The sequence below is a fragment of the Pseudoalteromonas sp. QJM3NY_22 genome, assembly GCF_056173065.1.
In genome coordinates this window covers 2354420-2366979 of record NZ_CM149655.1, presented here as the reverse complement: position 1 = coordinate 2366979, position 12560 = coordinate 2354420, and the positions used below count along the sequence as shown (strand labels likewise).

The following is a 12560-nucleotide window of genomic DNA, read 5'->3' as shown; positions in this document are numbered from 1 at the left end:
TAGTTGGAAGGGCATCTTTTGCCCTTCCTATATTTCTTTTTAAGGAAACGATATGACTAAGTCAGAATTGATAGAAACACTTGCGGAACAACACGCACACGTTCCAGTGAAAGATGTTGAGAATGCTGTAAAAGAAATTCTTGAACAAATGGCCGGCTCATTATCTACTTCAGATCGTATTGAGATCAGAGGTTTTGGTAGTTTCTCTTTGCATTTCCGTGCTCCTCGCACAGGTCGTAACCCTAAGACTGGCGATACAGTTGAGCTTGACGGAAAGCATGTACCTCATTTTAAACCGGGTAAAGAATTACGCGACCGCGTGAATGAAAGTATTGCCTAGTTAACTTAGTGGAGTAGTTACTTGTTTAAGGTCTTAAAAATTATTCTGGTTGCGCTATGCCTAATTAGCGCATTTGTATTGGGTTCTCAAAATCCACAATTAGTACAAATTAATTATATTATTGCCAGTAATACATTACCTTTAGCTGTAATAATAAGTATTTGCTTTTTACTAGGTGTTTTGATCGGTTTTTTTATTAGCTTTAAGTTATTTTCACAATTGAAGTGGCAAAACTATCGGTTGAAAAAGTTATTAGTACCTGAAGAAGATAAAAAAAAGCTTGCTGCTAATAAAGACATTTAATTATGATTGAGCTTTTGTTTTTATTACTCCCTGTTGCAGCCGGTTACGGTTGGATTATGGGGAAAAACAGTGCTAAAAACCAAGCTCACTTACTTAATCGTCAGATTACCTCTGAATACAGTAAAGGCTTAAAGTTTTTACTTGATAGAGAAGAAGACCAGGGCTTAGAGCATTTAATTAACTTGCTTGAAGTTTCGGCTGATTCAGTCGAGCACTATTCTACACTTGCCACTATGTTTCGCCGTCGAGGTGAACTAGACCGCGCAATAAAAATCCATGAACTACTTTTAAAACACCCAATCTTAAATGAACAACAAGCTGCAACAAGCCGTTTAGAACTTGCTGAAGACTATATTATGGCTGGTTTACTTGATGGTGCTGAAGAACATCTAGTCTGGCTAGTTAAAGCAGGACATGTTGAAGCGCTCGAACCTATTATAACTTTGTATTCGCAAACTCGCGAATGGGAAAAAGGTATCAATATGTTTGAAGCCCATAGCGAGTTATTTTCTAAAGAACAGCAATTCAAATCTATTGCTAATTTTTATTGCGAATCTGCTCTGAGTGATAATAATCCACAATTAATGAGAAAAGCAATTAGCTTAAATTATAAAGCAGTGCGTCCTCTGTACGAATTAGGTTTATTGGCTTATATAAAAGAAGACTACGTTAAAGCAATTTATTACTGGCGTGAGCTTGTTACTCAATTTACTTTGTTTGCTCCGCTATTTATTGATCAGCTCGCACATAGTTATAAACAATTAAATTTAACGCATCAATTTCATGAATTAGTCAGTGACTTGTTAGAAAAGGGCGGCGTATTAATTAAAATAAAACATTGCCAAGCATTGCTTGAGCAAGGACACACTAAACAAGCCTTTGAATTTCTAACTGATAGTTTAAAACGTCAACCTACCATTCGTGGTTTTAGTTTTTTACTGCAATTGATGGGTGATCAAAACAAAAACACAAAAGAAGTACTGAATCAAATTGATAAATTGGTTACTTCTTACATAGCGACTAAACCTGACTTTCAATGTCAGCACTGTGGCTTTACTAGCTACACGATTTATTGGAATTGCCCTTCTTGTAAACATTGGGAAACCATTGTTCCAAGCAGAGGATTAGACGGATTTTAATAACCCCTTTAATAATACTGGATTTAAAGATGATCATTTTAGCAAATTAAACTGAGTGTTTACTTAGTTGAAATTTTTGTAAAACACAGTCTATATAAATTTCATTTATCAACACTTAAAATCACCTGCTGAAGATATCGCATTAGATCTATTTATAGTTACTTTATAGCCATACATTAGGATAGTTATGTCTTTTGAACACTCAAAAAAAATTCTTATAGCATTAGATTACGACGATCAACAAATAGCTCTAGACTTTGTTAAGCAACTTTCACCAGAGACATGTCGCCTTAAAGTTGGCAAAGAGATGTTTACTTATTTTGGTCCTAGTTTTGTTAAAGAACTAATTGATTTAGGCTTTGATGTTTTCCTAGACTTAAAGTTTCATGACATTCCTAATACAGTTGCAAAGGCTGTGACTGCAGCTGCAAAAATGGGAGTATGGATGGTAAACGTTCATGCATCTGGTGGCTTTGAAATGATGAATAAAGCTAAAATGGCCCTAGAAAAATTTGGTGATAAAGCACCTTTGCTAATTGCTGTGACTGTTTTAACAAGCATGGATGAAAAAGAGCTTGAGCGTTTAGGTATTGATAAGCCGGCGAAAGAGCAAGTTATCTATTTAGCTAAACTTGCTCAAGAGGCTGGACTTGACGGTGTTGTATGTTCAGCACAAGAGGCTAAGGTACTTAAATCCGAGCTGGGGGAAAGCTTTAAACTTATCACTCCAGGTATTCGTCCAGAAGGGAGTGCAGCAGGCGATCAAAAGCGTATCATGACACCTAAGCAAGCCATTGATGCTGGTAGTGATTATTTAGTGATTGGACGGCCTATAACGCAATCTGAAAATCCTTTGAGAGTATTAACTGATATTAACAAGTCCATTGCTTAATTCAATAAAAAGTAGTTGTTAAGTGCTATGCCCTTACTTAATTTGTATATTATGCTACATTAATAGTATCAAAATTCAGTAGGGGATCTATTTTGAAGTCGTTTTTTGGTTTGTTATTCATTATTATTGCGGGTTTTTTAGTTAACAAGTATGTTCTTTCAAGTAAAGCTTATGATGGCGTGACAAAGGTCACAGATATTATTTCTAGCTACCCTATTAACGTATATGATTTTAAAAAGACGATGGCTGATTACGCTTATCATTTATGTTATAAAAATGAAGGCGTCTTAAGTAACCATAATATTAGTATAAGTGAATGTGTTGATAATCACGATGAGCGAAAACTAGACTGTGACAAAAAGGTATTTCGTTTAGCACCACTTAATCTAGAAACTAAAGAAGATGCGCTTGATTATTCTAAGCAATATACGCAATGCACTTTACCTTACAAGTATATTTTAGGTTGATACACTTTCATTAATACTTTAGGTTTTAATAAACGATAAAAACCTTATTTTCAAATCAACTAATCTAAAAAATTAAAGCGTTTAGTAAGTATACTAAACGCATTTTTGTTACTTCAAACGGATTGATTTTGCTTCAATATCTATTAACTCTTGTTTAAATAAGCCACCAATTGCTTTTTTATAATTAGCCTTACTTGTAGAAAACATCTTTTTTATTGCTTCAGGATCAGACTTATCACCAAGTGGAATAACACCGCCTTCGTTTTTAAGTTTTTGCATAATAGTTTCACCAAGGTCACTTACTTTTCCCATACCTGGCTTTTCTAGTACAACATCAATTTTTCCGTCGTCACGTACTTTTTGAATATAGCCTTTAAGCTTTTGACCCACAAATAAGCTTTTAAATACCATATTGTAAAAAACAACACCGAAGTGCGACTCTTCAATTAATACTTTGTAGCCAATATCTGTTTTTCCAGCAACAATTAAATCCACTTCTTGTAAGTGAGTATATTGCGGCTCATCTTTTGACAGGAAACGATTAAAGTTGTTTGAGGCACAAATACGTTGGCTTGCATTATCAAGGTACAGACGTACTAAATAAGAATGGCCTTCTTGCATGCGTGGTTTTTGTTCATTAAAAGGTGCAAGCACATCTTTCTCAAGCCCCCAATCTAAAAACGCCCCAATACTATTTATTTCTTTAACGCGTAGTAGGGCATACTCGCCAACTTGAGCATGTGGTTTCTTTATTGTTGCTGTGGCCAAATTAGCATTGTCTAAAAAGATAAATACACTAATACTATCGCCCGCTTCAAGCTCATGTTTTATTTCTTTTTTTGGTAAAAATACTTCACCTAAATCATGGCCGTCTAAGTAAGCACCTTCGTTACTCACTTCTTTTAAAAATAATGTTTGTGTGGTTCCTAGGTAACTCATACTTATTCCTGCTCAGGCTTTTTTTTACGGCGCATTGGTGTATCGCCATCAATGTTCATCGGTGCTTTAATTGATGTTGTAGGCTTTTTAGGTTTGGCTTTGCGCTTAAATGTAGGCTTTTTAACAGCGGCGGCTTTTTCTTTAGATTTGTCCCACGCTGCCTCAGGTTTTTTCTCTTTTAAACCTTTAAACTTAGCTTTTAAGCTCTCTACGCTCGCAAATTTTAACTCGTCATTTAAAAATGCTTTAATAGCTAAATAACTTGCCCAATCTTTTGGGCCAACTAATGAAATTGCGTTACCTTTAAAGCCTGCTCGTCCTGTACGACCTATGCGGTGTACATATTCTTCAGCGTGTTTTGGTAAATCAAAGTTAATAACATGCGTTACGCTTAGTAAATCTAAACCACGAGATGCAACGTCGGTGGTGATCAATATTTTAAAGTTTTCGCGACTAAACGAATCCATGATATCTAAACGTTTACTTTGCGTTAAATCACCAGCAAGCGCTACAGATTTGAAGCCTTTAGCATTAAGCGCTTCACTCAAACGGCTCGTGTCAGAACGCGTTGCTGTGAAGATAATACATTGGCCAACATCATCTTGGTTTAAAAAGTGCTCTAATAGCGCTTCTTTATGATCAAGGTGATCGGCAAGGTATAACGTTTGTTTAATATCGCTATGTTGCTCATTTGCTGCACTTAGCGTAATTTGCTTTGGTTTTTTTAATAGGTTACGTGATAGAGCATCTACTTGTGCATGGTCAAGTGTTGCAGAAAATAATAACGTTTGACGTAAACGGTGATTAGCTTGCTCGTTAATCATTTTTAACTGCTCAGTAAAACCTAAATCTAAAATACGATCGGCTTCATCAAAAATAAGCAGTTCTAGTCCGCTCAATTGTAATGAGCGTTTTGTAATGTGATCAGCTAAACGCCCAGGTGTAGCAACTACGAATTGTGGGTCGTTTCTAAGTGCTTTTATTTGGTCATTAAAGTTTTCGCCGCCAAGTATTTTAACTGCCTTAATAGCTGTGCCAGCAATTAATAAACGCAGCTGAGTAAATACTTGCGTAGCAAGCTCACGCGTAGGAGCAACAATAAGTACACGAGGATCGCGTTTGCTGAGTGCTTTTTGTTTCATTACCCTTTGTACAGCAGGTAATAAAAACGCCAAGGTTTTGCCCGACCCAGTTTTAGACTGAGCGAAAATGTCATGCCCTGCAAGTGCGGTAGGCACTGCATGCGCTTGAATATCGGTGGGCTGGGTGATCCCTTGATGTGCTAATTGTGTTTCAAGGCGTGTATCAATCCCAAGGTCAGTAAACTGCAATGTGTGTTTCTCCAAAATGAGCAAATTAACTCTATAAATTTATCAGCGCATTATAGCTTACACAGCTAGGTCGCTAACAGTAAAAACCAATCTATAGCGTTATTTTTTGCAATTAAACTAAAAAAGCGTAAAATACGCGCCCCATATGCGCCGGATTTACGATTCGGTAAACGCCAATATTGGCTAACAAGGCAAAATAGGAAATATAATGACTGTTGTTCATAAAGATAATGTAACGGGCGATCACTTTGTAGTATGTGCGCTGTATAAGTTTGTAGGTTTACCTGAATTTGAAGCTATCCGAAAGCCATTACTAGAAGTGATGGAAGCAAATGAAGTACGCGGTACTTTATTGCTCGCTGCCGAAGGTATAAACGGCACTGTTTCTGCAAAACGTGAAGGGATAGACAACTTATTAGCCTGGCTTGATGAGCAACCAAATTTAAAAAACATCGTAACAAAAGAATCTTACGACGATGAATGTCCGTTTTACCGCACTAAAGTAAAACTAAAAAAAGAAATTGTAACGATGGGCGTTGAAGGCGTAAATCCGCTTAAAGTTGTGGGTAGCTATGTTAAGCCAAATGAGTGGAACGCACTTATATCTGACCCTGAAGTAATTTTAATTGATACACGTAATGATTACGAAATTGAAATTGGTACATTTCAAAATGCGGTCGATCCAAATACTAAAACGTTCCGCGAATTTCCACAGTGGGCTAAAGAAAACTTAGACCCTGAAAAACACAAAAAAGTGGCGATGTTTTGTACCGGCGGTATCCGCTGCGAAAAATCGACAGCCTACATGAAAGAGCAAGGTTTTGATGAAGTTTATCACCTTGAAGGCGGTATTTTAAAATACCTAGAAGAAGTGCCAAAAGAAGAAACCATGTGGGAAGGCGAGTGTTTTGTATTTGATAATCGCGTTGCGGTTGATCATGACCTACAAAAAGGCTCTTATGATCAATGCCACGCGTGTCGCATGCCAATTACAGAAGACGAAAAGTTAAAGCCTGAATACATGGAAGGCGTTTCTTGTCATCACTGTATTGAAGAAGTAACGGACGAACAACGCGCACGTTTTGCAGAGCGCCAAAAGCAAATAGAACTAGCGCAAGCGCGCGGTGAGGGCCATATCGGTAATGAAGCACAAGCTGTTTTACAGCAACGTAAAGAAGCTAAAAAAGCCCAAAAAGACGCTCAGCGCGGTAAATAAATTTATACAATAAGTGTTACATTTAAAGAGTCTATTTAGGCTCTTTTTTTGTGCCCAAAATTGTGCAGTAATTGTTTTCACACCCCGATGATAGTGTTAGTCTGCAAAATAGATTTAGTCATTTTAATGCGCATACAGGAAGGGATTTATGCAAGCCGAACAAGTTGAAATCGCACAATTTTTAGCACAACATCCTCCTTTTGATGACTTACCTCAAAAAGCGCTTAATGAGCTAGCTCAACAAGTAGAAGTGGCTTATTTTAGAGCAAAAACAGATATTTTGAGTTTTGGACAAGATATTTCTGATTTGTATGTAATTAGAAGTGGTTCTGTAGAAATGTATCGCCGAAATGGCGAGCTGTACAATCGTTTGGCTACCGCAGGTATATTTGGTCAAATGGGTTTATTGATGAACCGTAAGGTGCGTTTTCCTGCAACTGCTCTGGAAGATACGTTAGTGTATTGCATAAATGTTGAGCTATTTAATCGTTACTGTGATGAGTTTGATGCGTTTGCTGATTACTTCGAAACAGACGGTAACGTGCGTTTGCATCAAGCTATTGTCGAGCAAGCCGATGGTAATGACCTGACAACCGCGAAGGTAAAATCATTAATTCACAGAGATGTAGTCACCGTAGATGCAACTTCTACGATACAAGATATCGCTAAATTAATGACCGAAGAGGCGGTATCGTCAGTGTTGGTAACAGATGTAAATAAACCCATAAATGATGACCCAGAAGAAGATGATGGACAAGTAGTTGGTATAATAACTGATAGGGATTTACGCACTAAAGTAGTGGCTAAAGGGCTTGCCTTTAACACGCAAGCAAAAGATATTATGTCCACTAACTTAGTGCTTTTAGATGCTAATGACTATATTTTCGAAGCAGTACTTGCCATGCTTAGAGATAACTTACATCATTTGCCAGTCGTACAGAAAAGACGCCCAATTGGAGTTATCTCACTCTCTGATATTTTGCGTTATGAATCCCAAAGCAGCTTACTGTTAGTGCGTGGCATACTGGCTCAACAAACAATAGAGGATTTGGCGCATTATGCGCGCCAATTGCCCAATGTGTTTGTTCGTATGGTGAATGAAGATGCAAACTCACACATGGTTGGTACAGCCATGGCTGTTATAGGGCGTACATTTAAACAAAGACTACTTGTATTAGCAGAAGAAAAGTTTGGACCACCTCCTGTGCCTTACTGTTTTATTGCTCTGGGCTCAATGGCTCGAGACGAGCAACTTATTGTAACCGATCAAGACAACGCGCTTATTTTAGATGACAGTTACGACGACGAAAAACATAACGCGTATTTTCAAAATATTGCCGATTTTGTGTGTGATGGCTTAGCGCAGTGTGGTTACACCTACTGTGATGGAGAAATTATGGCGTCGTTTAAAAAATGGCGTAAAACTCGCTCACAGTGGTTCGATCAATTTGCAGATTGGATAGCGCAGCCAAAACCACAAGCGCTGCTTAATAGCGCTATATTTTTTGATTTAGACGGTGTGTGGGGTAAAACTAAGTGGGCCGACGAGCTTAAAATATTTATAGCAAAACAAAGTAAAGTAAATCGCGTGTTTTTAGCTAATATGGCAGCAAATGCACGCAACAGAACACCTCCACTTGGCTTCTTTAAAGGCTTTGTTATGGAGCATAATGGCCAACATAAGCGTTCAATGAACTTAAAGCGAAGAGGGACTGCACCTCTTTCTGATGTTATTCGGGTGCACGCATTAGCCATTGGTTCACGCAAACAAAACTCGTTTGAGCGATTAGAAGATATTATTGACGCAAAACTTTTACCACAGGGCAAAGCGCAAGATTTACGTGATGCACTTGAGTACATTGCCATGATGCGGATTCGCCATCAAGCGTGGCAAATAGAGAAGGGCGAAGAGCCCGATAACGACTTAGACCCACATTTACTTTCTCCGTTCGAGCAACGAAACTTAAAAGAGGCATTCGCTATTTTAGAAAAAGCACAAAGCTATTTAAAATTTAGCTACACAGCAAACTCTGGTATGAAGTAGCCTATGAATCCGCGTAATCATAAAGCAATTAATTGGCAAGCTAGGTATAACGAGCTTGCAAATAGCACCAAAAATAAACTCTTAAAACACTTTTATGCGGGTGCTTATAATCAAGACAAAGCTGCAATAAAAGACGTACCTTTTGTAGCAATGGATTTTGAAACAACAGGCTTAAATAGCCAAAACGACGATATAGTGAGTGTTGGTTTAGTGCCGTTCAATTTAGAGCGCATTTATTGTAAGCACAGTCGGCATTGGGTTGTGCAGCCTAGACGAAACCTTCATGAAGAGTCTATTTTAATACATGGAATAACGCACTCTGAGGTAAATGAGGCCCCTGACTTTAATCAAATTATAGAGCCTTTACTTGAAGCGCTCAGTGGTAAAGTTGTCGTGGTGCATTACGCTGCAATAGAGCGCCACTTTTTAAACAATGCTTTATTACTAAGACTTAAAGAAGGGATTGAGTTTGCACTGGTAGATACAATGGAAATAGAAAAAAGAGCACTAAAAGCAAGGCAAGGGTTATTAGGGCGGCTGTTTAACACAAAATTAGGTTCTCTTAGACTAACAGATTGCCGTGCGCGTTATTCTCTACCTGCATATCAAAATCACAATGCGCTAACGGATGCACTTGCTACAGCTGAGCTTTTACAAGCGCAACTGAGTCACCATTATCGTGTAGACACGCCCATTTCAGAGCTGTGGCTCTAGCTTTTAATGACCAAACAAAAAAACGCCGCAAAAATTGCGGCGCTTTCGTTACTAATTAAAAGTGTTACTTACTAAAAGTATTATTTAACTGGGCGAGGCTCAGTTCGTAAACCTAAAACTAAGCTTAAACACATAAACAACAATACAATAGTAAATGGCAACCCTGTAGAGACAGCGCCTGCTTGTAGAGCTTCAATTGCTTGTGTGCCACCAATCCAAAGTAAAGCAGCTGCAATTGCGCCCTCAACCGATGCCCAAAATATACGTTGTGGTACCGGTGCATCAATTTTACCGCCAGCTGTAATTGAATCAATTACTAATGAACCCGAGTCAGATGACGTAATGAAAAATACCAACACTAGGGGCTGTTGATCTTTCACATTGGTAGCCAAATCATTGCACATGCCAGCGCTAACATACTCTCAAACTGTAATTTCAATTTATCGTACCTTGTCGCTATAGCACGGAAGTGCTTTAGCCTTGCAAAGGCATTTTCAACTAAATGCCTATATTTATATAAGCACCAATCAATATCACCATTACCTGTTTTTGAATTTTTCTTTCTAGGGATCACTGGGCTTGAGTTTCTCTCTCGAACCTTATTTCTAATGACTTCACTATCATAGCCTTTGTCTGCGATAACAAAATCGCCTTGGGGCAATAATTCAATCAGTTCATTTGCCACTTTACTATCATGAACATCGCCGCCTGTAATAATAAATTCAATTGGTAAGCCATAACTATCAACAGCTAAATGAATTTTACTTGTATTACCGCCACGACTTAATGCTATCGCTTGTTCTTGTTGAGACGCAGCACCTGTACTGTGTTGATGTGCTTTAACATAACTGCCATCAATGAATTCCCACTCAGTGTCACTATTGGCGGATAATGATTTGAACAACCTTATTAATATTCCTTTTTTAGACCAAAGTAGAAATCGGCGGTAAATAGTATTCCATAAACCAAAACACTCAGGGAGGTCACGCCATGGGCAACCAACACGTAAGCGATATAAAATTCCTTCCATCGTTTGTCTGTGTTCAAGCTTGTTATAAACTCTATCTTCAAGCAAAATTGATTTTAGCTTCGACCACAACTTATCAGTGAGCATTAATCGGGGCATGGTAATCTCGTAAGGTTTGTTTTTGGCGAAGTAAATTATACGAGATTACCGCTTACGCACAAAATTCAAACAAAGATCAACAGCCCCTAATAAAATTGCAATAAACGATAAAATATTAGATAGAGGTAATTCATCAAGCATTTGGAACATAGCTAAAGGTACTTCAGTTAAACCATTAGTGCCTAACGCACCAACACCATTAACTACTTGATCAATCGCAATACCGCCGTAAATAGACATCCATAAAATAGTAACAGCAGTAGGAACAAGTAAAACCGCAATTAAGAATTCACGAATTGTACGACCCCGTGATACACGCGCGATAAACATACCTACAAACGGTGACCAGGAAATCCACCAAGCCCAGTAAAACACAGTCCAACCATGCATCCATGTTTCGTCTTCACGACCGTGAGGATTACTCAATGGAATAATATTTTCTACATAGCCCATTACGGTAGTTGGTACATTACCCATTGCTACAGCAAAGCCTACTAGGGCGTGTTGATCTTTGCGGTATAAAAAACAAACAGCATAAGGATAAGGTATAATTGAATTCGCTAAAAAACGTTACACCGAACCCTCATGCCAAGATTAATGTTAACAGACGCGACATGGAATGTCTTATCAAAAGTAATGCACTTAAGTGGTCGAATTTATAATAAGCCTGAGCATAGAAAAACGCTCGAAGGCATACTCTATAAGATGCGTACCGGTATTCCTTGGCGAGATTTACCGTCTTATTTCGGCTCGTGGAGTGCTATTTATAGACGATTTAATTTATGGTCCAAAAAAGATATTTTGAATGAATTATTTCGAGTGTTATCCCACTATGCTGATATGGATTGGATCTTTATTGATGGCAGTATTGTCAGGGCTCACCAGCATAGTTGCGGTGCAAGAACCGCTGACAATGAATCAATCGGTAAGAGTCGAGGTGGTAATTCGACTAAAATTCATCTTGCAGTAGATAGCGGAGGATTGCCTGTTTATTATGAATTATCCTGTGGAAATACGCATGATATCGTCCATGCAGAGTCACTTGTAGCCAATTGCCCAACGAGTAATGTTGTTGTCGCAGATAAAGGCTACGATAGTGAAAAACTAAGAGAGTTTATTCGTGACAATAGCGCTACACCCGTTATTCCACGCAAGGATAACAGTTTAGTGGGTAATGAAGATATTGACTGGTGCATGTACAAATATAGGCACTTAGTTGAGAATGCCTTTGGTCGGATCAAACAATATAGAGGGATAGCCACACGGTATGAAAAGCTTGAGCGGAATTATCATTCCATGCTCGCTTTAGCATTCACTATGATGTGGCTACCAATATGGGCTGATTAATATATATACTACAAAGATCAACAGCCCCTAGTAGTAAGATCACTATTTAAGTTAGTAGCACGGTTTAATTGGGTTAGCCAAGTATGCGTTATTTAATGGGGTGTTGAATTATGCTTACGTGTTCATTAAAGTGACAACATTCGTGATATAAATTAGCAGGTGATAAATGAACCAGTTAACAGAAACATCAATAAGCTGCCCTTATTGTGGAGAAAGTATAGAAGTATTACTTGATGCAGCAGATATTGATGAGCAATACATAGAAGACTGCCAAGTGTGCTGTAAGCCTATTTCGTTTGTGGTATTTGAAAATGATGACGAGCTAAACGTGAATGTTTACAGCGAAGACGATGCATTTTAACTCGTTAATTAGATAGTCGGCTGCAAAATTGCAGCCTTTTTACTGTGTATGTGTTTGGTTAGCTATTTTGCTCACGCGCTAATTGGTTAGGGAGAAGTTCTTCTACTATTTCGCGTGCTGGAAGTGTATAGCGTGTGCCGTCAAACATTACTGAGGTAAACTCGTTAATATTAGTAATGCCTGTTAAGGTCCAGCCTTCGCCGCGCTTTGGGCAATATACTGTGGTAGTGGGTTGTATTACTTTAAAATCGTCACTCATTACGTTCTCTTACTCTTTTTGCTTAAAGATAATGCTTGTTAATGGGGTATGGTAAGTTAATAATGCGTGCCCATAAAGAGCT

The 12560-nt window shown here is 38.2% G+C and carries 14 protein-coding genes and 2 pseudogenes; 10 read left to right on the top strand and 6 right to left on the bottom strand.

Translation table 11 applies throughout. The features are described from left to right. Window positions 1–52: 52 nt before the first annotated feature. The 5 genes from ihfB (at window position 53) to AC0VZ4_RS10690 (ending at window position 3141) form a co-directional block, all read left to right on the top strand. On the top strand, window positions 53–340 hold the full coding sequence (gene ihfB, locus AC0VZ4_RS10710; RefSeq protein ID WP_007376597.1) for an integration host factor subunit beta: 288 nt from the start codon (window positions 53–55) through the stop codon (window positions 338–340). Between the two features lie 21 nt (window positions 341–361). Next, window positions 362–643 carry a lipopolysaccharide assembly protein LapA domain-containing protein gene (locus AC0VZ4_RS10705; protein ID WP_007376596.1) on the top strand — a complete coding sequence of 94 codons (282 nt, stop codon included), beginning with the start codon at window positions 362–364 and terminating at the stop codon, window positions 641–643. A gap of 2 nt (window positions 644–645) precedes the next feature. Next, window positions 646–1782: a lipopolysaccharide assembly protein LapB gene (gene lapB, locus AC0VZ4_RS10700; protein WP_475439656.1), complete on the top strand. Its 1137-nt coding sequence runs from the start codon at window positions 646–648 to the stop codon at window positions 1780–1782. A 187-nt stretch (window positions 1783–1969) separates the two neighbouring features. Continuing rightward, window positions 1970–2674, top strand: a complete 705-nt coding sequence (pyrF, locus tag AC0VZ4_RS10695; RefSeq protein ID WP_475439655.1) for an orotidine-5'-phosphate decarboxylase — start codon at window positions 1970–1972, stop codon at window positions 2672–2674. A gap of 92 nt (window positions 2675–2766) precedes the next feature. Next, the gene (locus AC0VZ4_RS10690; protein ID WP_475439654.1) at window positions 2767–3141 is read left to right on the top strand and encodes a hypothetical protein; all 375 of its coding nucleotides are present in this window, start codon (window positions 2767–2769) and stop codon (window positions 3139–3141) included. Window positions 3142–3249: 108 nt separating this feature from the next. Here the strand turns inward: AC0VZ4_RS10690 and AC0VZ4_RS10685 are convergent, their stop codons facing one another. Next, entirely contained in the window at window positions 3250–4080 is an 831-nt protein-coding gene (locus tag AC0VZ4_RS10685) for a CvfB family protein (protein WP_475439653.1), read from the bottom strand. Window positions 4081–4082: 2 nt separating this feature from the next. After that, entirely contained in the window at window positions 4083–5411 is a 1329-nt protein-coding gene (locus AC0VZ4_RS10680) for a DEAD/DEAH box helicase (RefSeq protein ID WP_475439652.1), read from the bottom strand. A 208-nt stretch (window positions 5412–5619) separates the two neighbouring features. On the opposite strand from AC0VZ4_RS10680, the gene trhO reads away from it, so the two are divergent. From trhO to AC0VZ4_RS10665, 3 genes are all read left to right on the top strand, one after another. After that, entirely contained in the window at window positions 5620–6627 is a 1008-nt protein-coding gene (trhO, locus tag AC0VZ4_RS10675; protein WP_475439651.1) for an oxygen-dependent tRNA uridine(34) hydroxylase TrhO, read from the top strand. Window positions 6628–6775: 148 nt separating this feature from the next. Then, window positions 6776–8671 (top strand): DUF294 nucleotidyltransferase-like domain-containing protein, encoded by a 1896-nt coding sequence (locus tag AC0VZ4_RS10670; RefSeq protein ID WP_475439650.1) that lies wholly within the window; start codon window positions 6776–6778, stop codon window positions 8669–8671. 3 nt (window positions 8672–8674) lie between these two features. Continuing rightward, complete coding sequence (locus AC0VZ4_RS10665; protein ID WP_007376590.1) at window positions 8675–9385, top strand: 3'-5' exonuclease; 711 nt, start codon at window positions 8675–8677, stop codon at window positions 9383–9385. 80 nt (window positions 9386–9465) lie between these two features. On the opposite strand, the pseudogene AC0VZ4_RS10660 reads toward AC0VZ4_RS10665, so the two are convergent. The 3 genes and pseudogenes from AC0VZ4_RS10660 to AC0VZ4_RS10650 all read right to left on the bottom strand — a co-directional run. Continuing rightward, window positions 9466–9747 (bottom strand): annotated as a pseudogene (locus AC0VZ4_RS10660) (BCCT family transporter); the annotation flags it as partial. A gap of 14 nt (window positions 9748–9761) precedes the next feature. After that, window positions 9762–10511: an IS5 family transposase gene (locus tag AC0VZ4_RS10655; RefSeq protein ID WP_475439649.1), complete on the bottom strand. Its 750-nt coding sequence runs from the start codon at window positions 10509–10511 to the stop codon at window positions 9762–9764. 87 nt (window positions 10512–10598) lie between these two features. Beyond that, window positions 10599–11009: pseudogene (locus AC0VZ4_RS10650) on the bottom strand (BCCT family transporter); the annotation flags it as partial. An 87-nt stretch (window positions 11010–11096) separates the two neighbouring features. Between AC0VZ4_RS10650 and AC0VZ4_RS10645 the strand changes: the two are divergent. Then, complete coding sequence (locus AC0VZ4_RS10645) at window positions 11097–11858, top strand: IS5 family transposase (RefSeq protein ID WP_475439610.1); 762 nt, start codon at window positions 11097–11099, stop codon at window positions 11856–11858. A 166-nt stretch (window positions 11859–12024) separates the two neighbouring features. Beyond that, window positions 12025–12219 carry a CPXCG motif-containing cysteine-rich protein gene (locus AC0VZ4_RS10640; RefSeq protein ID WP_002962627.1) on the top strand — a complete coding sequence of 65 codons (195 nt, stop codon included), beginning with the start codon at window positions 12025–12027 and terminating at the stop codon, window positions 12217–12219. A 58-nt stretch (window positions 12220–12277) separates the two neighbouring features. Here the strand turns inward: AC0VZ4_RS10640 and AC0VZ4_RS10635 are convergent, their stop codons facing one another. Further along, complete coding sequence (locus AC0VZ4_RS10635) at window positions 12278–12478, bottom strand: hypothetical protein (protein WP_002962626.1); 201 nt, start codon at window positions 12476–12478, stop codon at window positions 12278–12280. Between the last annotated feature and the right edge of the window lie 82 nt (window positions 12479–12560).